The 24,250-nt window shown below is 58.4% G+C and carries 28 protein-coding genes and 1 tRNA gene; 23 read left to right on the plus strand and 6 right to left on the minus strand.

All coding sequences use genetic code 11. The features are described 5' to 3' along the window. Window positions 1-40: 40 nt before the first annotated feature. On the plus strand, window positions 41-877 hold the full coding sequence (locus CKW07_RS12860) for a mechanosensitive ion channel family protein (RefSeq protein WP_095145244.1): 837 nt from the start codon (window positions 41-43) through the stop codon (window positions 875-877). A gap of 254 nt (window positions 878-1,131) precedes the next feature. Here the strand turns inward: CKW07_RS12860 and CKW07_RS12865 are convergent, their stop codons facing one another. Continuing rightward, the gene (locus CKW07_RS12865) at window positions 1,132-2,430 is read right to left on the minus strand and encodes an OprD family porin (protein ID WP_095145245.1); all 1,299 of its coding nucleotides are present in this window, start codon (window positions 2,428-2,430) and stop codon (window positions 1,132-1,134) included. Between the two features lie 688 nt (window positions 2,431-3,118). On the opposite strand from CKW07_RS12865, the gene CKW07_RS12870 reads away from it, so the two are divergent. The 3 genes from CKW07_RS12870 to CKW07_RS12880 are packed head-to-tail and all read left to right on the plus strand — an operon-like array spanning window position 3,119 to window position 3,992. Then, complete coding sequence (locus tag CKW07_RS12870; RefSeq protein WP_095145246.1) at window positions 3,119-3,337, plus strand: hypothetical protein; 219 nt, start codon at window positions 3,119-3,121, stop codon at window positions 3,335-3,337. Between the two features lie 19 nt (window positions 3,338-3,356). Further along, window positions 3,357-3,782, plus strand: a complete 426-nt coding sequence (locus CKW07_RS12875; protein ID WP_095145247.1) for an HIT domain-containing protein — start codon at window positions 3,357-3,359, stop codon at window positions 3,780-3,782. Between the two features lie 3 nt (window positions 3,783-3,785). Further along, window positions 3,786-3,992: a SlyX family protein gene (locus CKW07_RS12880; RefSeq protein WP_095145248.1), complete on the plus strand. Its 207-nt coding sequence runs from the start codon at window positions 3,786-3,788 to the stop codon at window positions 3,990-3,992. A 93-nt stretch (window positions 3,993-4,085) separates the two neighbouring features. Here CKW07_RS12880 and CKW07_RS25850 read toward each other — a convergent pair whose 3' ends face one another. Beyond that, entirely contained in the window at window positions 4,086-4,691 is a 606-nt protein-coding gene (locus CKW07_RS25850) for a cold-shock protein (protein WP_095145249.1), read from the minus strand. A 426-nt stretch (window positions 4,692-5,117) separates the two neighbouring features. Between CKW07_RS25850 and CKW07_RS12890 the strand changes: the two genes are divergently transcribed. The 19 genes from CKW07_RS12890 to nadA all read left to right on the plus strand — a co-directional run bounded on the left by CKW07_RS12890 (window position 5,118) and on the right by nadA (window position 20,359). After that, window positions 5,118-5,591 carry a Dps family protein gene (locus CKW07_RS12890; RefSeq protein WP_095145250.1) on the plus strand — a complete coding sequence of 158 codons (474 nt, stop codon included), beginning with the start codon at window positions 5,118-5,120 and terminating at the stop codon, window positions 5,589-5,591. A gap of 294 nt (window positions 5,592-5,885) precedes the next feature. Next, a complete protein-coding gene (locus CKW07_RS12895; RefSeq protein WP_095145340.1) occupies window positions 5,886-6,221 on the plus strand; it encodes a ribbon-helix-helix domain-containing protein in 336 nt (111 codons plus the stop codon). 178 nt (window positions 6,222-6,399) lie between these two features. Next, window positions 6,400-6,621, plus strand: coding sequence for an FmdB family zinc ribbon protein (locus CKW07_RS12900; RefSeq protein ID WP_010457489.1), 222 nt, complete (start codon window positions 6,400-6,402; stop codon window positions 6,619-6,621). A gap of 106 nt (window positions 6,622-6,727) precedes the next feature. Beyond that, window positions 6,728-8,503 (plus strand): aspartate--tRNA ligase, encoded by a 1,776-nt coding sequence (gene aspS, locus CKW07_RS12905; RefSeq protein ID WP_095145251.1) that lies wholly within the window; start codon window positions 6,728-6,730, stop codon window positions 8,501-8,503. 117 nt (window positions 8,504-8,620) lie between these two features. Further along, a complete protein-coding gene (locus CKW07_RS12910; protein ID WP_095145252.1) occupies window positions 8,621-9,367 on the plus strand; it encodes a YebC/PmpR family DNA-binding transcriptional regulator in 747 nt (248 codons plus the stop codon). Between the two features lie 177 nt (window positions 9,368-9,544). Continuing rightward, a complete protein-coding gene (ruvC, locus tag CKW07_RS12915) occupies window positions 9,545-10,069 on the plus strand; it encodes a crossover junction endodeoxyribonuclease RuvC (RefSeq protein WP_007897036.1) in 525 nt (174 codons plus the stop codon). 118 nt (window positions 10,070-10,187) lie between these two features. Then, window positions 10,188-10,796 carry a Holliday junction branch migration protein RuvA gene (gene ruvA / locus CKW07_RS12920; protein ID WP_095078557.1) on the plus strand — a complete coding sequence of 203 codons (609 nt, stop codon included), beginning with the start codon at window positions 10,188-10,190 and terminating at the stop codon, window positions 10,794-10,796. Then, complete coding sequence (ruvB, locus tag CKW07_RS12925; protein ID WP_095145253.1) at window positions 10,797-11,858, plus strand: Holliday junction branch migration DNA helicase RuvB; 1,062 nt, start codon at window positions 10,797-10,799, stop codon at window positions 11,856-11,858. It abuts the gene before it with no gap. Between the two features lie 136 nt (window positions 11,859-11,994). Next, window positions 11,995-12,462 carry a tol-pal system-associated acyl-CoA thioesterase gene (ybgC, locus tag CKW07_RS12930; protein ID WP_095145254.1) on the plus strand — a complete coding sequence of 156 codons (468 nt, stop codon included), beginning with the start codon at window positions 11,995-11,997 and terminating at the stop codon, window positions 12,460-12,462. Then, entirely contained in the window at window positions 12,452-13,147 is a 696-nt protein-coding gene (gene tolQ, locus CKW07_RS12935; protein WP_095078554.1) for a protein TolQ, read from the plus strand. The genes ybgC and tolQ overlap by 11 nt, the downstream gene beginning before the upstream one ends. Window positions 13,148-13,170: 23 nt before the next feature. Then, window positions 13,171-13,623 carry a protein TolR gene (gene tolR / locus CKW07_RS12940; RefSeq protein WP_172736453.1) on the plus strand — a complete coding sequence of 151 codons (453 nt, stop codon included), beginning with the start codon at window positions 13,171-13,173 and terminating at the stop codon, window positions 13,621-13,623. Then, complete coding sequence (tolA, locus tag CKW07_RS12945; RefSeq protein ID WP_095145255.1) at window positions 13,623-14,702, plus strand: cell envelope integrity protein TolA; 1,080 nt, start codon at window positions 13,623-13,625, stop codon at window positions 14,700-14,702. The genes tolR and tolA overlap by 1 nt, the downstream gene beginning before the upstream one ends. 17 nt (window positions 14,703-14,719) lie before the next feature. Then, window positions 14,720-16,000: a Tol-Pal system beta propeller repeat protein TolB gene (gene tolB / locus CKW07_RS12950; protein ID WP_176465312.1), complete on the plus strand. Its 1,281-nt coding sequence runs from the start codon at window positions 14,720-14,722 to the stop codon at window positions 15,998-16,000. Window positions 16,001-16,052: 52 nt separating this feature from the next. After that, window positions 16,053-16,550 (plus strand): peptidoglycan-associated lipoprotein Pal, encoded by a 498-nt coding sequence (pal, locus tag CKW07_RS12955; RefSeq protein ID WP_003178634.1) that lies wholly within the window; start codon window positions 16,053-16,055, stop codon window positions 16,548-16,550. Window positions 16,551-16,556: 6 nt separating this feature from the next. After that, the gene (gene ybgF / locus CKW07_RS12960) at window positions 16,557-17,381 is read left to right on the plus strand and encodes a tol-pal system protein YbgF (protein WP_095145257.1); all 825 of its coding nucleotides are present in this window, start codon (window positions 16,557-16,559) and stop codon (window positions 17,379-17,381) included. A gap of 167 nt (window positions 17,382-17,548) precedes the next feature. Then, the gene (gene queE, locus CKW07_RS12965) at window positions 17,549-18,196 is read left to right on the plus strand and encodes a 7-carboxy-7-deazaguanine synthase QueE (RefSeq protein ID WP_095078549.1); all 648 of its coding nucleotides are present in this window, start codon (window positions 17,549-17,551) and stop codon (window positions 18,194-18,196) included. 1 nt (window position 18,197) lies between these two features. After that, a complete protein-coding gene (gene queC, locus CKW07_RS12970; RefSeq protein WP_095145258.1) occupies window positions 18,198-18,890 on the plus strand; it encodes a 7-cyano-7-deazaguanine synthase QueC in 693 nt (230 codons plus the stop codon). Between the two features lie 62 nt (window positions 18,891-18,952). After that, a tRNA-Lys gene (locus CKW07_RS12975) sits at window positions 18,953-19,028 on the plus strand. Between the two features lie 272 nt (window positions 19,029-19,300). After that, entirely contained in the window at window positions 19,301-20,359 is a 1,059-nt protein-coding gene (nadA, locus tag CKW07_RS12980) for a quinolinate synthase NadA (protein ID WP_095078541.1), read from the plus strand. Window positions 20,360-20,426: 67 nt separating this feature from the next. Here the strand turns inward: nadA and CKW07_RS12985 are convergent, their stop codons facing one another. The 4 genes from CKW07_RS12985 to CKW07_RS13000 form a co-directional block, all read right to left on the minus strand. Continuing rightward, complete coding sequence (locus CKW07_RS12985) at window positions 20,427-20,915, minus strand: RDD family protein (protein WP_095145259.1); 489 nt, start codon at window positions 20,913-20,915, stop codon at window positions 20,427-20,429. Window positions 20,916-21,013: 98 nt separating this feature from the next. Beyond that, window positions 21,014-21,226: a cold-shock protein gene (locus CKW07_RS12990; RefSeq protein WP_007931076.1), complete on the minus strand. Its 213-nt coding sequence runs from the start codon at window positions 21,224-21,226 to the stop codon at window positions 21,014-21,016. Window positions 21,227-21,628: 402 nt separating this feature from the next. Next, window positions 21,629-22,753 (minus strand): glycine cleavage system aminomethyltransferase GcvT, encoded by a 1,125-nt coding sequence (gcvT, locus tag CKW07_RS12995; RefSeq protein WP_095145260.1) that lies wholly within the window; start codon window positions 22,751-22,753, stop codon window positions 21,629-21,631. Window positions 22,754-22,794: 41 nt separating this feature from the next. Then, on the minus strand, window positions 22,795-24,171 hold the full coding sequence (locus CKW07_RS13000; protein ID WP_095145261.1) for an L-serine ammonia-lyase: 1,377 nt from the start codon (window positions 24,169-24,171) through the stop codon (window positions 22,795-22,797). Window positions 24,172-24,250: the final 79 nt, after the last annotated feature.

Raw genomic sequence — 24,250 nt, forward strand, 5'->3', positions numbered from 1 at the left:
GTTTTTATGTGCCGGGTAGCCGGGAATCAGGAGAGAAAATATGGATTTGAACGCTGAAGTGGACAACCTGGTGAAGGCTTCCCAGGCCTGGATCCCGATGATCATGGAATACGGCAGTCGTGTGCTGCTGGCGGTCGTGACACTGGCCATTGGCTGGTGGCTGATCAACAAGCTGACCCACAAGGTTGGCAAGCTGTTGGCGCTGCGCAATGCCGATCTGGCCCTGCAAGGGTTCATCAGCAGCCTGGCCAACATCGTGCTCAAGGTGCTGTTGGTGGTGAGTGTCGCGTCGATGATCGGCGTTGAAACCACCTCGTTCGTGGCCGCCATCGGTGCCGCGGGTCTGGCCATCGGCCTGGCCTTGCAGGGCAGCCTGGCGAATTTCGCGGGCGGCGTGCTGATTCTGTTGTTCCGTCCGTTCCGCATTGGTGACTGGATTGAAGCCCAGGGCACGGCGGGTACCGTCGACAGCATCCAGATCTTCCACACGATTATTCGCACCGGCGATAACAAGACCGTCATCGTGCCGAACGGCGTGCTGTCCAATGGCATCATCACCAACACCAACCGTCAGCCTACCCGCAAAGTAGTGTTCGACGTTGGCGTGGACTACAACGCCGATTTGCAGAAGGCCCGTGCGGTGCTGCTGGAACTGGCCAATGATGCGCGTGTACTGGCCGACCCTGAGCCAGTGGCGGTGGTTTCTACCCTGGGCGATAGCTCGATTACGCTTTCGCTGCGCGTCTGGGTGAAGACGGCGGACTATTGGGATGTGCTGTTCCACTTCAACGAGCACTCCCGCGATCGCCTGAAAGGGGCGGGTATAGATATTCCGTTTCCACAGCGTGTGATTCGCATGGTTCAGGAAACCGCCTAATACATCGGCTGGGTGCTCGGCGTTGTAGAACGAGTATCAGTGTTTGACTCAAGGGGCCAATTGGCCCCTTGAGTGTTTTTACAAAGCGGGAAGCTTAATAGTGCGCTAACTTATTATTAGCTTGCTACTAAATGTTCCGCGGCACTTCCTTTGTTTGCAACTGTCATCAAACAGTAACAAAAAAGCCCCTCACCTTATTCGGGTGAGGGGCTTTTTAGTTGAGCCAGGCTCTAGACGCTATTGAAAGCCGCTGATTACAAGATGCTCAGAGGGTATTCAACGATGATACGTACGTCGTTGTTGTCAGCCGTGTACTCTTCGTTGTAAGCGGTGTTGGCGCGGTAGATGGCGCTACGCAGACGCAGCGACAGATCCTTGGCCGGACCTTCCTGGAACACGTACTTGGTTTCGAAGTTGAACTCGTGCTCCTTACCTTCGGTACCGGAATCGGTCTCGATGTTGTCACCGTAAACATAACGGCTCATGAAGCTCAGGCCTGGTACGCCGTAGGTGGCCATGTTCAGGTCGTAGCGACCCTGCCAGGATTTCTCTTCACGACCGATAAAGTCGGAGATCTGGATGGAGTTGGCGACGAAGATCGTGCCATTACCGTCAACGCCGTACAGGTAGTTGGTGTCGCCGGACGACTGCTGGTAACCCAGGGTGAACTTGTGTGCGCCGAGGCTGTAGGCAGCTGCCAAGCTCCACAGTTTGTTGTCCTGCGCGCCGTACAGCGCCTGGCCCTGGTCCTTGGTCTTGTACGCGTTCAAGTCGAAGTTCAGCGATTGATCTTCGTTGATCGGCAGGGTGTAGTTGGCGTTGATGTACTGCTTCTTGAAGTAGTCTTCAACGTCGGATGCCGCGATGCCTGCCACGAAGTTGTCGGTGAACTGGTAGGTGGCGCCAGCGATGTTGGCGCTGGTCAGGCCAGGGTTGCCTGCACCGTTGATGCTGTCCTTGCCCATGCCGGTTTGCGAGCTGAGAGCGGTGAAACGACCTGCACTGACTTCCAGGCCTTTGATCTCTTTGCTGGTGAGGTAGGTACCCTCAGCAACTTCTGGCAGCAAGCGGCTGTCGTCGGTCGCGAATACCGGGCTGGCAACGAACTGGCGGCCGTACTTCAGGGTGGTGTCGGAGAGGCGGAACTTGACTGCGGCACCGGATTTGCCTTGTGCGTCTTCAGGTTCGCCAGCGCCGTTGCGGGCGAACATGCCGTTGCCGGAGCGACCTTCACCGCCATCCAGCTTGGCGGTACCCATGACCATTGCGTCCACGCCTACGCCGATGAGGCCTTGAGTGAAACCGGATTCGTAGGTAACCAGTTCGCTGATACCGGTGTCCTGACGATAGCCGCTTTTGTAGCCGCCACCGGACTTGGCAATGTTGCCAGCACCGTTCCTGAAGTCGCGGTTCATGTACTCGATACGAGTCTTGGCATTCAGACTTTGGTCTTCAATAAAGCCTTTGGCTTCGTCCTGAGAGGACGCGATTGCGAACTGCGAGGTGCCTGCTGAAACAGCCAGTGCGATCATGCTCCACTTCATCACGCGCATCGTGATTTGCTCCTTTGGTTTTTTTGAAGAGTTCTGCCGTCCCACCTGATTTATTATCTGGGCGGCTCTTTCTTTTTGTGTCGGCGCAAACTTATATCACGCCGACAATGTTGGCGATACTTGCGCTTTCATCCTTTCTGCATCTGTACGGGCCTGTCGCAAAATGCTCGCTCGAGGTCGTAATTCTGCAAATTCTGTGCATTCGGACCGACAACTTCAGCGTTGTTTGGCAAGGCTTGGGTGTCAGAAAAAAGAGTCCTTGTCCCGCACTTGAATCTCCTTGGGCTACCTTGCCGCTATTTTTTTATGGCCTAAAGGTTTCCACTTCCGGTGGACGCCTTATAGACGATGTGGGAATGAATGCAACAAACGTGCACAAATCGGCTTTTCGTTCCCTGTTTTTTCAGAAACCATTGTCCTAGTGAGCAAACCCTCGTGAATACAGGGCTTTTAAGGCCCAGTTGTTGATGCTTGACTCCCAGGCAGTTCTGGTGTTGCACCAAGATTGGGCAAAGTATTCAGCACAAAATGTTACCGGTTCACCCTTTCAAGTGAGTAAACGGCGGATGCTTGAGGGACTCAGCGTAGACGCATTTCAGATTCGTGCCGCAAAAACTCTGTAAATTTTAATCAGGTCAGCGAGCCAGAGGGCTTGGGCTCGGGCGTTTGCCCGCGATGGACGGGGAGAGTGGTCGACCTGGAGCCTGTACGTCCGTACCGGATTGGTGCGTGGGAAGGTGAAATTGTTCCGTGGTGGGGCGTAGTTGTGCGCGGCTGGTTCCCTCGTGAAGTGACCTTGGTCGAGGGGGTGACATTGGTCGTGAACCGCGCCCGGTTCGCGGGTATGCTGGTCTGGTATGGCATGCGCCGCAGTCTCGAAGGCCGGGCGTTTGGCAAAACTCATTGAATATGCGGGAGTGTGTGCGGTGTTCGCTTTAGATCCACGACTTGAACAAGACACCCTGCCGATCGGGGACTTCCCTCTCTGTCGGTTGTTGTTGTCCAACGATTCGAATTACCCCTGGTTCATCCTGGTGCCGCGACGGGCGGATATCAGCGAGCTGTTTCAACTGGACAGTCAAGACCAGGCGCAGTTGTGGCGAGAAACTACAGGACTTGCCGAGTTGCTCAAGGACTCGTTCGATGCCGACAAGTTGAATGTCGCGACCTTGGGCAATGTGGTCAGTCAGTTGCACATGCATGTCATTGTACGTAAACGCGAGGATGCGGCCTGGCCAGCGCCAGTCTGGGGCAAGCACCCGGCCAAGCCTTACACGGCCGAGCAGGTGGCGGTGATTCGAGAGCGGTTGCGTTTGGTGTTGACCGATGATTTCACGTTTCTGGAGGGTTGAGTCATGAGCCTGGAAGAGCGCGTTATGGATCTTGAAAGTCGTCTGGCTTTCCAGGACGACACCATTGAGGCGATGAACGACGTGCTGGTGGCACAGCAACGGGTCGTGGAGCGCTTGCAGTTGCAGATGACCGCGTTGCTCAAGCGGCAGGAGGAAATGGCGGGGCAGTTTGAGTCCTTTGAGGAGGAAGCTCCGCCGCCGCACTACTGAGTATTGCTGTGTGCCGCCTGTCGGCGGGCAATAAAAAAACCGCGAGCAGCCTGGCTGCTCGCGGTTTTTTTTAGCGTGGTCGCGTGGCTGGAATCAGCGGCGCGGTAACGCTGCGATCACATCCTCGGCTTGCAGGCCTTTATCCCGGTTCATGACCGAGAACTCCACGCGCTGGCCTTCGACCAGGACACGGTGACCTTCGCCGCGAATGGCGCGGAAGTGCACGAAAATATCATCTCCCGAGTCGCGAGAGATGAAGCCGAAGCCCTTGGAGGTATTGAACCACTTGACGGTCCCGGTATCGCGGTTGGTCATGTCATAGTTTTGATGAGTGGCGACTGCTGGCGAGGACTTGTAGAAGCTGACGGCCAGATGCAGTACTACCGCAACCAGGGCGACGATAAGGCTGAACAGGACGGCGGGATGACCGCCAATTTCCGGCATGGGTGCCAGAAGTGTCAGGGTTTGCAGGACGACAGTGAGCACCAGCAAGGCGCTGACCAGATTTTGCAGTTGCTGACGAACGCCTTTGCTCCAGTACGGAATCACCGGCGCGAGGGTCAGGTTGAGCAGGCCGAAGAACGCCAGGTACAGCGCGTCAGGTTGTTGCAGGTAGGGTATGGCTTCGGTTCGCAGGCTAGGGATAAAGGACAACAGCAAGGCTGCTGCGCCCGTTAGCAGGTGGACGATTTTCAACATTTTGATTGACTCACGTTAAGACGGATCGCAAGGAAGAGCTGATTGAGCGCGGTTCGCTTCTGAACAATGGGAGGCGTTGGACACGCGCCCGCTATCAGCCTATGCACGGCACGCCAGAAAAGAGCGGCAGTGACACATCGCCTATTTAACAGCAAAGACCGTACCTTCTCAAATCAGCGCGGGCGGCGTGTGACGAAGGGCGCGGAGCAATCTGCGCGGGAGCTGTACCCAGTGCCGCCTGAACGCTTGTTCTAGAGGGTTTTCCCGGTTTTTGGGGGGCTTGAGCGGAGTGCCGTCAGCCAATCCGGAATAGGGGTGGCAATCTGTCGCGGGAGGGGGCGTGAAGCGAGTCTGCGAGCTGCGGGGGCTCTTGCTACAGTGGTAGCGCACCTGTGGAATGGATTCATCACCATCAAGGGGAAAGGCATGGCCATTGATATCGGTATCAGCGAGGCAGATCGCAAGTCCATCGTTGACGGGCTTTCGCGACTGTTATCGGACACGTATGTACTTTATCTGAAAACCCATAATTTTCACTGGAATGTGACGGGGCCGATGTTTCGCACCCTTCATTTAATGTTTGAAGAGCAATATAACGAGTTGGCACTGGCGGTGGATCTGATTGCCGAGCGTATTCGTGCACTGGGTTTTCCGGCACCGGGCGCATATTCGATCTATGCGCGTCTTTCTTCCATCAAGGAAGAAGAGGGCGTGCCAAGTGCCGAGGACATGATCAAGCAACTTGTCCAGGGGCAGGAAGCGGTCACTCGCACCGCGCGAAGTCTGTTTCCCCTGCTGGATAAAGTCAGTGACGAGCCCACGGCGGACCTGCTGACGCAGCGCATGCATGTTCATGAAAAGACCGCGTGGATGCTACGGTCGCTGTTGGATAATCAGTAGTCGTTCGTTGGCTGATGGCGTCCTGCGGCGCCATCAGTGTTTTCCGCTCTCTGGGGAGGGGGGGCGATCCTGATCGCTTGCAACGCTTTTACGTGCGTGGATATTGAATCTCCCTGCGTGCCTGTTCTGTTTTATAGATGAACTCAGGGCCGTATCTGTATTCCCCTTTCTTTAGTTGGTTTGTCCTACATGTGTGGTTATAAAAGCATCTAGAAATACCGGTCGGCTTGCGCTTATATAAGGGAACGGATTGTTGTTTCTGTTATGGAGCTAAGGCAAGGGAGTGTCGAGGGTATGGCTCGAGTATCGGGGCGGGGTGCAAGTGAGGTTGTCAGGTTTCCAGATATAAGGATTGATCCCTTTGTTCGGGAGTTTGATATGGGGTTGGTGCGCCCGTTGTCGCGATCGGTTCGGTTGAACGGATTCGCGACGTGCTTGAGATTGGAGCAGGTCTACTGGGATATTCTGGCCAATATGGCAAGGCTCAATGATTGTTCGGTAAGCGCACTGCTTTCTTATGTCGATCGGGAGGTGCACCTACGTCATGGCGGTGTGAAGAATTTCAGTGGGTTGGTCCGGGTGGTGTGTGTTGTGCACAGCTTGAGTGAGGACGGCCATCACCCGCGGTGATCGGTGGATTGCCGGTCTGGACGGCTCCGTGCTCAGGCGCCTGCCGGTGGTAGACCCGACTGAGCGCGTGCCCGTACAGCGTTACGGCTGCACAGGCTCGATTTAATGGATATAATCCCGCTCTTTGCCGCGAAACCGAATGTTTACGCGGGAATTATCTGATTGCCGAGACAACCCCATGCCGATGTACGACTATCAATGTGCTTCCTGTGGTCATCAGTTGGAAGCCATTCAGAAGATCAGCGCAGCACCGTTGGTCGACTGCCCTGCCTGCCAGGCACCCGAACTGAAAAAAATGCTGTCGATGCCAGGCTTCCGCCTGAGCGGTACCGGCTGGTACGAAACCGACTTCAAGACCGGTTCGAAGAAAAATCTGGCTGGCGGCGACAAAGCTGACTGAGTTGAACGACACACCGGGCTCTTGCATTATCTGACGCTTCATTCAAATGCAGCGGTCGGCAAGACCTCCCATCGAATTTCGAATTACGAGAAGTGAAACCACTACCATGATGCGCAGCCATTATTGCGGCCAACTGAACGAAAGCCTGGAAGGTCAGGAAATTACCCTTTGCGGATGGGTCCATCGTCGTCGTGACCACGGCGGGGTGATTTTCCTCGATATCCGTGATCGTGAAGGTCTGGCCCAGGTGGTGTTCGATCCGGATCGCGCCGAAACCTTCGCCGCCGCTGACCGCGTGCGCAGTGAATACGTCGTCAAGATCACCGGCAAGGTGCGTCTGCGTCCGGCGGGTGCCGGCAACACCAACATGGCTTCGGGCATGATCGAAGTGTTGGGTTATGAGCTGGAAGTATTGAACGAAGCGGAAACTCCGCCGTTCCCGCTCAACGAGTTCTCCGACGTTGGCGAGGAAACCCGCCTGCGTTATCGCTTCATCGACCTGCGTCGTCCGGAAATGGCCGAGAAGCTGCGCCTGCGTTCGCGCATGACCACCAGCATCCGCCGCTACCTGGACGAGAACGGCTTCCTCGATGTCGAAACGCCGATCCTGACCCGTGCGACGCCTGAAGGCGCACGTGACTACCTGGTGCCGAGCCGTACTCACGCGGGCTCCTTCTTCGCCTTGCCGCAATCGCCGCAGCTGTTCAAGCAACTGCTGATGGTTGCCGGCTTCGATCGTTACTACCAGATCGCCAAGTGCTTCCGCGACGAAGACCTGCGTGCCGACCGCCAGCCGGAATTCACCCAGATCGACATCGAAACCAGCTTCCTTGATGAAAAAGACATCATGGGCCTGACCGAAGGCATGATCCGCAACCTGTTCAAGGAAGTGCTGGGTCTGGAATTCGGCGAATTCCCGCACATGACCTGGGAAGAGGCCATGCGTCGTTACGGTTCCGACAAGCCGGACCTGCGTAACCCGCTAGAACTGGTTGACGTTGCCGACCAACTGAAAGAAGTCGACTTCAAGGTGTTCAGCGGCCCGGCCAACGACCCGAAAAGCCGTATCGCTGCTTTGCGCGTTCCGGGCGGGGCGAGCATGCCGCGCAGCAAGATCGACGACTACACCAAGTTCGTCGGTATCTACGGTGCCAAGGGCCTGGCGTACATCAAGGTCAACGAGCGTGCCAAGGGCGTTGAAGGCCTGCAGTCGCCAATCGTCAAGAACATCCCTGAAGCCAACCTCAATGTGATCCTGGATCGTGTTGGCGCGGTTGATGGCGACATCGTGTTCTTCGGTGCCGACAAGGCCAAGATCGTCAGCGAAGCCCTCGGTGCGCTGCGGATCAAGGTCGGTCACGACCTGAGCCTGCTGACGTGCGAGTGGGCACCGATGTGGGTGGTCGATTTCCCGATGTTCGAAGAGAACGACGACGGCAGCTTCACCGCCTTGCACCACCCGTTCACCGCGCCGAAGTGCACGCCAGAAGAGCTCGAGGCCAATCCGGCAACCGCGCTGTCCCGTGCCTACGACATGGTGCTGAACGGTACTGAGCTGGGTGGCGGTTCGATCCGTATCCACCGCAAGGAAATGCAGCAATCGGTATTCCGCCTGCTGGGTATCAGCGAAGCGGAACAGGAAGAGAAGTTCGGCTTCCTGCTCGACGCCCTGAAATACGGTGCGCCACCGCACGGTGGCCTGGCATTCGGCCTGGACCGTCTGGTGATGCTGATGACCGGCGCCCAGTCGATCCGTGAAGTGATCGCCTTCCCGAAAACCCAGAGCGCGGCTTGTGTCATGACTCAGGCACCGGGTCTGGTGGATGCCAAGGCGTTGCGCGAACTGCACATCCGTTTGCGCGAACAGCCGAAGGCTGAGTAAGGCTTGATCGCCGTGGCGCATCGCTGGATGCACCACGGGGTGTCAGAGCAGATTACGTTGCCCGCTCGCCTTCCAGGGCGTGCGGGCATTGTTTTTTAAGAGAATTCGGAGCGAGTTATGGCAGGTCATTCCAAGTGGGCGAACATCAAGCACCGCAAAGAACGTCAGGATGCCAAGAAGGGCAAGATTTTCACCAAGTGGATTCGTGAGCTGACTGTCGCGGCCCGTCAGGGTGGCGGTGATCCGGGCTCCAACCCGCGCTTGCGGCTGGCGCTGGACAAGGCCCTTGGCGCGAACATGAGCCGCGACATCATCGATCGTGCCGTTGCCCGTGGTGCCGGCGCTGCCGACACCGATGACATGGTCGAGCTGAGCTACGAGGGTTACGGCCCGGGTGGCGTGGCTGTGATGGTCGAGTGCATGACCGACAACCGCAATCGTACCGCTGCAGCAGTACGCCACGCGTTCAGCAAGTGTGGCGGCAATCTGGGGACGGACGGCTCGGTGGCGTACCTGTTCGAGCGCAAGGGGCAGATTTCCTTCGCCCCGGGCATCGATGAGGACGCGCTCATGGAGGCGGCGATGGACGCCGACGCCGATGACGTTGTGACCAACGAAGACGGCTCGATTGATGTGTTCACCTCGTTCGCCGGTTTCTATGCTGTGCGTAACGCGCTGGAAGCAGCGGGTTTCAAGGCCGATGATGCCGAGATCGTGATGTTGCCGACCACCAGTGCCGAACTGGACCTGGAAGGCGCCGAGAAAGTCCTTAAGCTGATCGACATGCTTGAAGACCTGGATGACGTGCAGAACGTCTATTCCAACGCGGACATCCCCGAGTCGGTGGCCCAACAGCTCGGTTGATGCGCCCTTTGTAGAAGCGAGTGTGCTCGCGATGAGCCCGAGAGCGGCGCGCTGATTCAAGTGATCAGCGTTATCGTTAACGACCATCGCGAGCACGCTCGCTCCTACAGGGGAGGCTGGTGTCTTGCTACAGTACTGTGGACTCGAGACGTACTTTTCCTATAACCCGCAGGCGTTATGACTTTAATTCTTGGTATCGACCCCGGTTCACGCATCACCGGTTATGGCGTGGTGCGCGATACTGGTCGTGGCTGCGTGTATGTGGCTTCGGGATGTATTCGTACCGGCAGCGGCGAGTTACATGAGCGGTTGCAAATTGTTTATCGCGGCGTGCGCGAAGTCATCCAGACTTATGGTCCAGTGACCATGGGCATCGAAAAGGTTTTCATGGCGCGTAACGCCGATTCGGCCCTGAAGTTGGGGCAGGCGCGTGGCGCTGCCATTGTCGCCGGGGCGGAAGAAAGCCTGGAAATCGCCGAATACACCGCGACCCAGGTCAAGCAGGCGGTGACCGGGACCGGCGGGGCGAATAAAGAGCAGGTGCAGATGATGGTCATGCACATGCTCAAGCTCACCAGCAAGCCGCAAATCGACGCCTCGGATGCCCTGGCCATCGCCATTTGCCATGCCCACACCCGGTCCAGCCTGTTACCTCATGGCTTGGGCACTGCTCGCAGTCGCGGCGGTCGTCTTCGTCTGTGATCTGATAGCATCGGCGCACGTGTTTTTTTCGTTGAGCGTTTTGCGCCTGTCCCGTCGGCGATCACGCTCACTTTGGTACCCGAAAGCCAGATCTGGCCAACGCTTAAGGATTTGAAACGTGATTGGACGTTTACGCGGCACCTTGGCTGAGAAGCAGCCGCCGCACCTGATTCTGGATGTAAACGGCCTGGGCTATGAGCTGGAAGTGCCGATGACCACCCTGTACCGATTGCCGTCGGTCGGTGAGCCGATCACCTTGCACACCCATTTGGTGGTGCGCGAGGATGCCCAGTTGCTCTATGGTTTTATCGGCAAGCGCGAACGTGACTTCTTCCGTGAGTTGATCCGCCTCAATGGCGTGGGCCCGAAGCTGGCGCTGGCCTTGATGTCGAGCCTTGAGGTCGATGAGTTGGTGCGCTGCGTCCAGGCGCAGGATACCTCGGCGCTGACCAAGGTGCCGGGTGTCGGGAAAAAGACCGCCGAGCGATTACTGGTGGAACTCAAGGATCGCTTCAAGGCCTGGGAGACCGTGCCGAGCATGTTCGCGCTGGTGCCGAACCAGCCGGATGCACCGGCGCCGCTGCACAGTGCTGAAAACGATGCGGTCAGCGCGCTGATTTCCCTGGGTTACAAGCCGCAGGAGGCCAGCAAGGCGATCGCGGGGATCAAGGAGAAAGGCTTGAGCAGCGAAGACCTGATTCGTCGTGCCCTGAAGGGAATGATCTAAGTGATTGAAGCTGATCGTCTGATTGCCGCCACCGGTGGCCCGCGTGAGCGCGAAGAAGTCCAGGACCGGGCGATTCGTCCGGTCAGCCTGGCCGAGTACATCGGCCAGCCAACCGTTCGCGAGCAAATGGAGCTGTTTATCCAGGCTGCCCGCGGGCGTAATGAATCCCTGGACCATACGCTGATCTTCGGACCGCCCGGGCTGGGTAAAACCACGCTGGCCAACATCATCGCCCAGGAAATGGGGGTGTCGATCAAGAGCACCTCCGGGCCGGTGCTAGAGCGGCCGGGCGACCTGGCGGCGCTGTTGACCAACCTGGAGCCTCACGATGTGCTGTTCATCGATGAAATCCATCGCCTGTCGCCCATTGTCGAGGAAGTGCTGTACCCGGCCATGGAGGACTTCCAGCTCGACATCATGATCGGTGAGGGGCCGGCTGCCCGTTCCATCAAGCTCGACCTGCCGCCGTTCACCCTGGTGGGGGCGACCACGCGCGCGGGGATGCTGACCAATCCGTTGCGTGACCGTTTCGGTATCGTCCAGCGTCTGGAGTTCTATAGCACGGCGGACCTGGCGACCATCGTCAGCCGTTCGGCCGGCATTCTCGGGCTGCCGCTGGACCCGGAAGGTTCTTTCGAAATTGCCCGGCGAGCACGTGGCACGCCGCGTATTGCCAACCGCTTGTTGCGTCGGGTGCGCGATTTTGCCGAAGTTCGGGCCAAGGGGCATATCACCAAGCCGATTGCCGACCTGGCGTTGAACCTGCTGGACGTCGACGAGCGTGGCTTCGATCATCAGGACCGGCGCTTGTTGCTGACCATGATCGAGAAGTTCGATGGCGGACCGGTGGGGGTGGACAGCCTCGCGGCGGCGATCAGTGAAGAGCGGCACACCATCGAGGATGTGCTCGAGCCGTACCTGATTCAGCAAGGCTATATCATGCGCACGCCCCGTGGCCGGGTGGTCACGCGGCACGCGTATCTGCATTTTGGATTGAACATTCCGTCGCGCATGGGTGAGATGCCCGTGGCAGACGAGTTTCTGGATGCAGTGGACGATTAATAAACGGTCTGCGCCGATTTTTTCGGGTTTTGCGCTGTCCCAAGTGGCTGCGAGACCCTTCTTTGCCAGGAAAGGCGCAGAAGTATGAAAAACAGTTGCCTGGCGGATTGGCAACCTGAGGAGTAAGCACTAGAGTATGCGCGCGCAAAACGGGCTAGAGCCATTCGCACATCGTTGTCGCGTTTATTACGAGGACACCGATGCCGGCGGCATCGTGTATTACGTTAATTACCTCAAGTTTATGGAACGGGCTCGAACCGAGCGGCTTCGTGAGCTGGGCTTTGCCCAGTCGCAGCTGGCAGGTGAGGACCTGTTGTTTGTCGTGCATTCCAGCGAAGCGCGCTACCACGCGCCGGCGCGACTGGACGACGAGCTTCTGGTAAGTGCGCAAGTAATTGAATTGAACCGCGTCAGCCTGCGCTTTAAACAGCAGGTCAGGCGTGCCGCGGATAATGCACTGCTCTGCGAAGGGCAGTTTTTGGTGGCCTGTGTGCGCACCCATAGTTTGAAACCCCGGGCCATTCCCGAAGCTCTACGCGCGGCTTTTGCCGGCGAGAGCGGCGCGGGTACACACTCAGAGCAGGAGATAAAGCGTGGAAGCTAACGTCGTCGACCATTCCTCCATGTGGAGCCTGGTCAGCAATGCCAGTATCGTTGTGCAACTGGTAATGCTGATCCTGGTAGCCGCATCGGTGACCTCATGGATCATGATCTTTCAGCGCAGCAACTTGCTGCGTGCCGGTCGACGTGCCCTGGAGAGCTTCGAGGAGCGCTTCTGGTCCGGTATCGACCTGTCCAAGCTGTACCGTCAGGCCGGCAGCAATCCGGACCCTGATTCGGGCGTGGAACAAATCTTCCGTGCCGGCTTCAAGGAGTTCTCCCGCCTGCGCCAGCAGCCGGGCGTTGACCCGGAAGCGGTCATGGAAGGTGTGGCCCGTGCCATGCGCGTGGCCATTTCCCGCGAGGAAGAAAAGCTCGAGCAGAGCCTGCCGTTCCTGGCCACCGTCGGTTCCGTGAGCCCGTACATCGGTCTGTTCGGTACGGTCTGGGGCATCATGAACTCGTTCCGCGGCCTGGCCACTGCCCAGCAAGCGACCCTGGCCACCGTGGCTCCAGGCATCGCCGAGGCATTGATCGCCACGGCGATCGGTCTGTTCGCCGCCATCCCGGCCGTTATCGCGTACAACCGTTTTGCGGCGCGCAGCGAAACCCTGACCAGCCGTTACTACACCTTCGCCGATGAGTTCCAGGCGATCCTGCACCGTAAAGTGCACACCAGCGAAGAATAAGCAGGTATTTCCCAATGGCTTTAATCGCTCGAGCTCGCAAAAAGCGCAAGCCGGTTGCCGAGATGAACGTGGTGCCTTACATCGACGTGATGCTGGTACTGCTGGTCATCTTCATGGTGACCGCGCCGATGCTCAATCAGGGCGTGAAGGTTGATCTGCCCAAGGTTTCCAGCGAAGCCTTGCCGCAGGACAACAACACCCAGGTCCTGACCATTTCGATCAAGGCTGACAAGACCTATTACTGGAACCTTGGCAGCGAAGTCGACACCGACAAGCAACAGGACCGGGCAATGACCCTGCCGCAGATGACCGACGCGGTGACCAAGATCATTCGCGCCGGCACCGAAGGCGGCAAGCGCACCCAGGTATTCATTCGCGGCGACAAGACCGTCGACTATGGTTCCGTCATGGGCGCCATGGGTGGGTTGCAGAAAGCCGGGGTCGGTAACGTTGGCCTGATTACCGAGGCGCCCTGATGCAGCAACAGCGAGAGCCAACAGCCTCGGAAAGCTACTTCTGGCCTAGTGTCTGGGCGATTGCCCTGCACATTCTGGTGTTTGGCATGCTGTTCGTCAGTTTTGCCTTTACCCCGGAATTGCCGCCGGCCAAGCCGATCGTCCAGGCGACCCTGTACCAGTTGAAATCGAAAAGTCAGGCGACCACCCAGACCAATCAGAAGATTGCGGGTGAAGCGAAGAAATCCGCTGCGCGCCAGACCGAAGTCGAACAGATGGAGCAGAAGAAGGTCGAGCAGGAAGCGGTGAAGGCTGCGGAACAAAAGAAGGAAGAGGCGGCTCAAAAGGCCGAGGAAGCCAAGCAGGCCGACGAGTCGAAGAAAGCCGAAGAAGCGAAGAAGGCTGATGAAGCCAAAAAAGCCGATGACGCGAAGAAGGCCGCCGAAGCCAAAAAGGCAGAAGAGAAACAATTGGCTGATATAGCCAAGAAGAAGTCCGAAGAAGAAGCCAAGAAAGCCGCTGAAGAAGAGGCCAAGAAAGCGGCCGCTGAAGCAGCGAAGAAAAAGATAGTCGAAGACGCGAAGAAAAAAGCCGCGGAAGACGCCAAGAAGAAAGCTGAAGCTGAAGAGGCGAAGAAGAAAGTCGCCGAAGATGCGAAGAAGAAAGCTGCTGCCGATGCTGCGAAGAAGAAATCGCAGGAAGCGGCACGTAAATCCGCCGAAGAGAAAAAGGCCCAGGCCTTGGCTGATTTGCTTTCCGACACGCCGCAGCGCCAGCAGGCCTTGGCCGATGAGCAGGGCGATGAAGTCGCGGGCAGTTTCGACGATCTGATTCGTGCTCGGGCAGCGGAAGGCTGGGCTCGTCCTCCTTCGGCACGCAAGAACATGACGGTCGTGCTGCAAATTGGCATGTTGCCAGATGGCACGGTGACTTCGGTCAGCGTGGCCAAGTCCAGTGGCGATGGTCCGTTCGACAGCTCGGCTGTGGCGGCGGTCAAAAACATTGGTCGTTTGACGGAAATGCAGGGAATGAAGCCAAGCGACTTCGCTCCCTATCGTTCATTCAAGATGACATTCACACCTGAGGATCTAGCCTTGTGAGAAACCTTCTTCGAGGAATGCTTGTCGTTATTTGCTGCATGGCAGGGATAGCGGCGGCGGATGAAAAAAACATTCTGGTCACCAGCGGTAGTGACCGGGCAACCCCGATTGCAGTCGTGCCGTTTGGCTGGCAGGGCGGTAGCGTCCTGCCGGATGACATGGCGGAAATCATCGGTAACGACCTGCGCAACTCGGGTTACTACTCGCCGATTCCAAAGCAGAACATGATCAGCCAGCCAACCCAGGCCAGCGAAGTCATCTACCGCGACTGGAAGGCCTTGGGCGCCCAGTACATCATGGTCGGCAGCATTGTTCCGGCGGGCGGTCGCCTGCAGGTGCAGTACGCCCTGTTCAACGTCAATACCGAGCAGCAAGTGCTGACCGGTAGCGTGTCGGGCGGTGTCGATCAGCTACGCGACATGGCGCACTACATCTCGGACCAGTCGTTTGAAAAGCTCACCGGCATCAAGGGCGCGTTCTCCACGCGTCTGTTGTACGTCACGGCCGAGCGTTTCTCCGAGAAGAACACCCGCTACACCCTGCAACGTTCGGACTATGACGGTGCTCGCGCGGTGACCCTGCTGCAATCGCGTGAACCGATCCTGTCGCCGCGTTTCGCGCCCGATGGCAAGCGCATCGCTTATGTCTCGTTCGAGCAGAAGCGTCCGCGTATCTTCATGCAGAACATCGACACCGGTCGTCGTGAGCAGATCACCAACTTCGAAGGCCTGAACGGCGCGCCAGCCTGGTCGCCAGACGGTTCTCGCCTGGCGTTCGTGCTGTCCAAGGACGGCAACCCGGACATCTATGTGATGAATCTGGGCTCGCGCCAGATCACTCGTGTCACGGCAGGTCCGGGCATCAACACCGAACCGTTCTGGGGCAAGGATGGTTCGACCATCTACTTCACCTCCGATCGCGGTGGCAAGCCACAGATCTACAAGACCAGTGCCAGTGGCGGCGGTGCCGAACGTGTGACTTTCGTCGGTAACTACAACGCCAACCCGAAACTGTCGGCCGATGAAAAGACCCTGGTGATGATCCATCGTCAGCAAGGCTTCACCAATTTCAAGGTGGCTGCCCAGGATTTGCAGCGCGGTAGTGTAAAGATACTCACTGATAGCACTCTGGACGAGTCGCCTACTGTTGCGCCCAACGGCACCATGGTAATCTACGCCACCCGCCAGCAGGGCCGGGGAGTCTTGATGCTCGTGTCCATCAATGGACGCGTAAGGCTCCCACTTCCTACCGCACAAGGCGAAGTCAGAGAACCTTCCTGGTCCCCTTACCTGAACTGACGCGGCGCAACACGTATTACATAACACATTGGGGTTCATTAGGAGTTTCACGATGGAAATGCTGAAGTTTGGTAAATTTGCTGCGCTGGCTCTGGCCATGGCTGTAGCTGTAGGTTGCTCGTCCAAAGGCGGCGACAATGCCGGTGAAGGCGCAGTAGATCCAAACGCTGGTTACGGTGCTAACACTGGTGCTGTTGACGGTTCCCTGAGCGAAGAAGCTGCTCTGCGCGCAATCACCACCTTCTACTTCGAATACGACAGTTCGGACCTGAAGCCAGAAGCCATGCGCGCTCTGGACGTTCACGCCAAAGACCTGAAAGCAAACGGCGCTCGCGTTGTTCTGGAAGGCAACACCGACGAACGTGGTACTCGTGAGTACAACATGGCACTGGGCGAGCGTCGTGCGAAAGCCGTTCAGCGCTACCTGGTACTGCAAGGCGTTTCCCCAGCTCAGCTGGAACTGGTTTCCTACGGCGAAGAGCGTCCAGTTGCTACCGGCAACGACGAGCAGTCCTGGGCTCAAAACCGTCGCGTCGAACTGCGTAAGTAATTCGTCATGCGAACGTGCCGTCGTGCTGTAACTGTCTTGGCTCTCAGTCTCGCGCCGCTTGCGGCGTGGGCTGCGGTTCCTGTGGTCGATAACGATTCCGGTTATAACAATAGCGGGAGCAGTTATCCGCCTGCAGGTTACGGTACGAGCGGCGCCTATGCCGGGGGAGGGGTTTCGACCCCTGTCTCGGCACAGGGCGAGCTGTTCAACCAACTGCAACAAATGCAGGAACAGATCGCACGCCAACAAGGCGTGATCGAAGTTCTGCAAAACGATGTTGCGCGCATGAAGCAAGAAAGCCTGGAGCGATACCAGGATCTTGATCGGCGTATTGGAACCGGCGGTGCATCCGCTGCGGCTCCTGAAAATTCTCCAGCCGGTGGCGATGCCGCCGGTGCAGCGGCAGGCGCGGGTGCTGCAACCCAGGCGCCAGCGGCCAGCAGTGAACCGGGTGATCCGGCGAAGGAAAAGCTCTATTACGATGCAGCCTTCGACCTGATCAAGGCCAAGGACTTCGACAAGGCCAGCCTGGCGTTTACCGCATTCCTGCGCAAGTACCCCAACAGCCAGTATTCGGGCAACGCCCAGTACTGGTTGGGCGAAGTGAACCTGGCCAAAGGCGACCTGCAAGGTGCTGGCCAGGCATTCGCCAAGGTCTCGCAGTTGTATCCCAAGCACGCCAAGGTGCCGGATTCGCTGTACAAGCTGGCTGATGTAGAGCGCCGCCTGGGTCATACTGACAAGGTCAAGGGCATTCTGCAGCAGGTCGTTTCCCAGTATCCAGGGACTTCCGCCGCTCAGTTGGCCCAGCGCGATCTGCAGCGCATGTAAGGTTGTTTGACCGGCTTTACAAGAAATCCGCGCTTGCCGCGGGTTTTTTCGTTAGAATTCACGCCCTTTTTAGAAACACCGCTTTTTGGGATCTGCGCGTTGGCGGGGTTCCATCAAGTGCCTGACGGAGGCGGACAGCCTGTTTAGCTGTTACGCCCGTGGCGACTATGCAAGACACATTGAGAATTACCGAAGTTTTCTACTCGTTGCAGGGTGAAACGCGGACTGCCGGGCTGCCCACCGTATTCGTGCGCCTGACCGGTTGCCCATTGCGTTGCGGTTACTGCGACAGTGCCTACGCGTTCAGTGGTGGCACGGTTCGATCCCTCGACGACATCCTCGAGCAGGTTGCCGGCTTCAGGCCCCGTTACGTCTGCGTGACCGGCGGCGAACCCCTGGCGCAACCCAATGCCATTCCTTTGCTCAAGCAACTCTGTGATGCCGGCTACGAGGTGTCGCTGGAAACCAGCGGCGCCCTGGATATCAGTGCGGTTGATCCACGGGTCAGTCGCGTCGTCGACCTGAAGACCCCGGGTTCCAAGGAAGCGCACCGTAACCGCTATGAGAACATCGAGCTGCTGACCCCCAACGATCAGGTCAAGTTCGTGATCTGCTCGCGGGAGGATTATGACTGGGCGGTGTCCAAGCTGATCCAGTACGGCCTCGACCAGCGTGCCGGTGAGGTGCTGTTCTCGCCGAGCCATCACGACCTGAATGCACGCGACCTGGCGGACTGGGTTGTCGCGGACAACCTGCCGGTGCGCTTGCAATTGCAGCTGCACAAATATCTTTGGAACGACGAGCCGGGGCGCTGAGATGACTGAACAACTGAATCAAGTAGAAAAACGTGCTGTCATTCTGCTGTCCGGCGGGCTGGACTCGGCGACCGTTGTGGCCATGGCCCGCGCTGAAGGTTACAGCTGCTACACCATGAGCTTCGATTATGGCCAGCGTCACCGTGCCGAGTTGCATGCGGCCGAGCGTGTGGCGCGCGATCTGGGCGCGGTCGAGCATAAAGTGATCGGCCTGAACCTGAACGGCATTGGCGGTTCGGCACTGACTGACAGTTCCATCGACGTCCCTGAGGCGCCGAGCGAAGGCATTCCGGTGACGTATGTGCCGGCCCGCAATACCGTATTCCTTTCGTTGGCGCTGGGCTGGGCCGAAGTGCTCGGTGCGCGGGATATCTTCATTGGCGTCAACGCCGTGGACTACTCCGGTTACCCGGATTGCCGTCCCGAGTTCGTCGAAGCCTTTGAACGCATGGCCAACCTGGCGACCAAGGCCGGGGTGGAAGGGCAGGGCTTCCGTATCCAGGCGCCGCTGCAGAACCTGAGCAAGGCGCAAATCGTTCAGGCCGGCGTCAAGCTCGGCGTCGATTATGGGCTGACCGTATCCTGCTATCAGGCGGACGATAACGGCCGTGCCTGCGGCAAGTGCGACAGCTGCCGCCTGCGCGCGGAAGGCTTCGCGGCGGCCGGGATCAGCGACCCAACACCTTATTTTTGAATTATTTTCAAAAAGGTGTTGAATAGTCCTTAAAAATCAGTATTATACGCGCACCACACAGCGGGTCGTTAGCTCAGTTGGTAGAGCAGTTGGCTTTTAACCAATTGGTCGTAGGTTCGAATCCCACACGACCCACCATATTTGGCGGTTTAGAAAATCCGGAAGGCCCACGCAAGTGAGGATTTCCGGGTTTTTTTTTGCCTGCGATTTGAGCGGATGCCGTCGAAGGTGTTGCGCTGCGTGACTCAGGTCAGAAGGGTCTTTTGCATGTCGGGGATATTCTGTAGCCTTGCCCGGCTTCAATGTTGTCCGTGCCTGATGACTACTCACTCTCCCGGCGGTGCCCCGAAAGGTCCGGAGCCGGGTGTATACTTGACTCTCGCGCGAAAGCGCCCGCAGGTCTTGCGATCATGACGCAAATTTCCGAACGCCTTCTTGTACAAGCTCACCTCGATGCCAAGCAGCCCAAGCCGCTGACCGCCGAAGAGCAAGCCCATTACCGCAGTGCCATCGCCGCCGAGCTCAAGGCTCAGGACGCGGTGCTGGTTGCCCACTTCTATTGTGACCCGATCATTCAGGCCCTGGCCGAAGAAACCGGTGGCTGCGTTTCCGACTCCCTGGAAATGGCCCGCTTCGGCAATGCACACCCGGCCAAGACCGTAGTGGTGGCGGGCGTGAAGTTCATGGGGGAGACGGCGAAAATCCTCAACCCGGAAAAGCGCGTGCTGATGCCGACCCTGGAGGCGACCTGTTCGCTGGACCTGGGGTGCCCGGTAGACGAGTTCTCGGCGTTCTGTGACCAGCATCCGGAGCGGACGGTGGTGGTGTATGCCAACACCTCGGCAGCGGTGAAAGCGCGAGCGGACTGGGTCGTGACCTCCAGTTGCGCGCTGGAAATCGTCGAAAGCCTGATGGACAACGGTGAGACGATCATCTGGGGCCCGGACAAGCACCTGGGCACCTACATTCAGCGCAAGACAGGCGCCGACATGCTGCTTTGGGACGGTGCGTGCATCGTTCATGAAGAGTTCAAGGCCAAGCAGCTGGAAGACATGAAGGCGCTGTACCCGGATGCGGCCATCCTGGTGCACCCGGAGTCGCCAACGGCGGTGATCGAGTTGGCCGACGCGGTGGGTTCCACCAGTCAGTTGATCGCAGCGGCGCAAAGCCTGCCGAACAAGACCCTGATCGTGGCCACCGACCGCGGCATTTTCTACAAGATGCAGCAGCTGTGCCCGGACAAGGTGTTTATCGAGGCGCCTACGGCCGGCAACGGCGCGGCATGCCGCAGTTGCGCGCATTGCCCGTGGATGGCGATGAACACCCTTGAACGCACGCTGCAGTGCCTGCGAGAGGGTTCAGGCGAGATCTTCGTCGAGCCGGCGCTGATCCCCCAGGCGATTCGCCCGCTCAAGCGCATGCTCGACTTCACCGCGGCTGCGCGGATGAAGCTGGCGGGTAACGCCTGATCGTCTACTTTGATCGCCTGGTAAAAAAAACGCCCCGATGGTTCGGGGCGTTTTGGTATCTGGCAGATCACTTTTTCTTCTTCGGAATCCGCACCAGCTGGCTGTTGGAGTACATGTCGTGCCAGCTGCGTTTCTGTTTGTCGAAGAGCATCCAGAAGAAGCCCAGGCCGACGCACAGCAGTGACGCAATCGAGACCACAAAGCGCAGCAGCGCCTGCCACAGGCTGATGGCCGAGCCGTCGGCGTTCTGCACACGGATGCACCAGACCTGCATGCCCAGGGTCTGGCCGGAATAGGTCCAGAACTTGGCGAAGAAACCAAACAACACGAACAGCAAGACGGTGGAGAGCAGAGGATCGCCGTCCAGTGCGCCGGCATCGGTCAGGGCGCGCATCCGCTCTTCGCCGATGATTGCCATCTGGATCATCTTGTACACGCCGCCTGTGACGATCAGCAGGGCGGTGCACAGCAGGAAGTCGTAGAACATCGCTGCCAGGCGACGGCCCAGGCCGGCGATGGGGAATTCACCCTGGGGGCTGAGCAGGTGTTTCGACATGGAATGGCTCTCGACTGATAAAAAGAAGCCATTTTACGGAATTGCGCGCACAAAAAAGCCCCTGATGTCAGCATCAGAGGCTTTTTAGTAACAGAAGATCAGCCTTCTGCTTGAACTTCGTCAGCTTGCATGCCTTTTTGGCCTTGCACAGCGATGAAGGTCACTTTCTGGCCTTCTTTCAGGCTCTTGAAACCGTTGCCCTGGATGGCACGGAAATGTACGAACAGATCCGGGCCGCTTTCTGGAGTGATAAAACCAAAACCTTTTTCGTCGTTAAACCACTTGACGGTGCCGCTCTGACGTTGGGACATTTCTTATTTCCTATGACGCAAAAATTGATGGCAGCCTCTTTCTCATGAAAGAGTACTGGGGCTGGTTGCAGGAAAGTAGAAAGACGTAGAACGGGTGTAGCAAACTTGTTGGCTACTGCCCAGGTCACGATTCCAAGCGACCCATGCAAACACAGTGAACAAACTCTACGCCAACTACGAGAGAAAAAACAAGCCCCCCTGTAAGCCTTGTTCCGCCGGGCTTGTGGCGGGTTCGTCGGGTTTTCGGCGCGGCTTGATCGATACCGTTGTTCACATGTTTTCGAACGTTATAACGCAAGTTCATTATCGAAGCTTAGAGTCAAACGTTTGCACTGTTTTATGGCGGTTGCGTGACAGATTAGTGCGTTGTTACGCAACCGCGTTACTTATTGGAACAGTCAATCAACCGCGGTAGTAGCGCTGCGGAACAAATGGCATTTTGCTTACAAGCAAAGGCACCTTTTTCCCACGCACGATCGCCCAGACTTGGGTATCGAGTGCGATGTACGCACTGTCCAGGTAACCCATCGCCAAGGGACCACCCAGGGTAGGTCCGAAGCCGCCACTGCAGACGCTGCCGATGATCTCGCCCGCTTCGTTGACGATCTCCGCGCCTTCGCGCACCGGTGTGCGTTCCTGAGGCAGCAGGCCGACGCGTTTGCGGCTGACGCCGTTCTGTTGCTGGGCAAATACGCTTTCAGTCCCCGGGAAGCCGCCGGCACGGGCACCATCGGCACGCCGAGGCTTGGAGATGGCCCACAGCAGGCTCGCTTCGATCGGGGTGGTCTCGGTGTTCATGTCATGGCCGTAGAGGCACAGGCCGGCTTCCAGGCGCAACGAGTCGCGGGCACCCAGGCCAATGGCGGCGACTTCCGGTTCGGCCAGCAGGGCGCGGGCCAGGGCCTCGGCATTGGCGGCGGGTACGGAGATTTCAAAACCATCTTCGCCGGTGTAGCCCGAACGGCTGACAAAGCACTCGACACCCAGCAAGGTCACGCGGGCGAACTGCATGAAGGTCATTTTCGCCACTTCAGGGGCCAGGCGGGCGAGCACGGTCACTGCGGCCGGACCTTGCAGGGCGAGCAGGGCGCGCTCTTCGAACAGCGGCTCGATGCTGCACTGCCCGCCGAGGTATTTGCGCAGGTGCGCAAGGTCCTGGTCCTTGCAGGCGGCGTTAACCACCAGGAACAGTTCGTCGTTACCGAGGTTGGCGACCATCAGGTCGTCGAGGATGCCGCCAGCTTCGTTGGTGAACATGGCATAGCGCTGCATGCCCACGGGCAGGTCGATGATGTCCACCGGCACCAGGGTTTCCAGGGCCTTGGCGGCCTGGGCACCGGTCAGGCGGATCTGGCCCATGTGCGAGACATCGAACAGGCCGGCCTGCTCACGGGTGTGCTGGTGCTCCTTCATCACGCCGAGCGGGTACTGCACCGGCATGTCGTAGCCGGCGAAGGGCACCATGCGGGCGCCGAGTTCGATGTGCAGTGCGTGCAGCGGGGTTTTCGACAAGTTTTCGGTGGACATAGACAACTCCTGGAAAATGTACTGGGGCAGACGGGTATGCCTCAGCACTCGATAATGTTGACCGCCAAACCGCCACGGGCGGTTTCCTTGTATTTGCTTTTCATGTCGGCGCCGGTCTGGCGCATGGTGCGGATGACCTTGTCGAGGGAGACGAAGTGCTGACCGTCGCCACGCAGGGCCATGCGTACCGCGTTGATGGCTTTGACCGAACCCATGGCGTTGCGCTCGATGCAGGGCACTTGCACCAGGCCACCAATCGGGTCGCAGGTCAGGCCAAGGTTGTGTTCCATGCCGATTTCGGCGGCGTTCTCCACTTGCTGGACACTGCCGCCCAGCACCTCGCACAGGGCACCGGCGGCCATGGAGCAGGCCACGCCGACTTCACCCTGGCAGCCGACTTCGGCGCCGGAGATCGAGGCGTTTTCCTTGTACAGGATGCCGATGGCGGCCGCCGTGAGTAGGAAGCGCACTACACCGTCTTCATTGGCGCCGGGGATAAAGCGCATGTAGTAATGCAAGACGGCCGGGATGATCCCCGCTGCACCGTTAGTGGGCGCGGTCACCACGCGCCCGCCGTTGGCGTTTTCTTCGTTGACGGCCAGGGCGTACAGGTTCACCCAGTCCAGCACGGACAGCGGGTCGCGCAGCGAGGACTCCGGGTTCTTGCACAGTTGCCGGTGCAACGCCGCCGCGCGCCGCTTGACCTTCAGGCCACCGGGCAAAATTCCTTCGTTGCGACAGCCGGCGTCGACGCAGTCCTGCATCACTTGCCAGATGTTCAGCAGGCCCGCGCGGGTCTCGGCTTCCGGGCGCCAGGCGCTTTCGTTGGTCAGCATCACCTGGCTGATGGACAAACCGTAGGTGCTGCAATGACCCAGCAGGTCCTTGGCGCTTTTGAACGGGAAGGTCAGGGGCGTGGCGTCTTCGACGATGCGGTCGGCGCCGGCGGCGTCTTCGTCGACCACAAAGCCACCGCCCACCGAGTAGTACTCGCGGCTGCGGATTTGCAGGCCGGCGGTATCAAAGGCGCGAAAGATCATGCCATTGGGGTGATAGGCCAACGGCTTGCGGATCATCGCCAGATGGAGTTTTTCATTGAATTCGATCGGGTGCTCACCGAGCAGGTTCAGGCGCCCATTGCTGCGGATGTCGTGCAGGCGGGCGGCTATGTTCTCGGTGTTCACGGTGTCCGGGTGTTCACCTTCCAGGCCCAGCAATACCGCCTTGTCGCTGCCGTGGCCTTTGCCGGTGGCGCCGAGCGAGCCGTAGAGCTCGACTTTGACGCAGGTGGTGTCCTTGAGCAGGTTCTCCCGACGCAGGCCTTCGACAAAGCGTGCCGCGGCGCGCATCGGGCCAACCGTGTGGGAGCTGGAGGGGCCGATGCCAATCTTGAACAGGTCGAACACGCTTAACGACATGGTTGTTCTCCGGTTTCTTGTTATGAGGATCGACGCAGATCGATCGTTCCCACGCTCCCGCGTGGGAATGCAGCCCGTG

Origin of the sequence: Pseudomonas sp. Irchel s3b6, assembly GCF_900187415.1 — a bacterium.
Taxonomy (GTDB): Bacteria; Pseudomonadota; Gammaproteobacteria; order Pseudomonadales; family Pseudomonadaceae; genus Aquipseudomonas.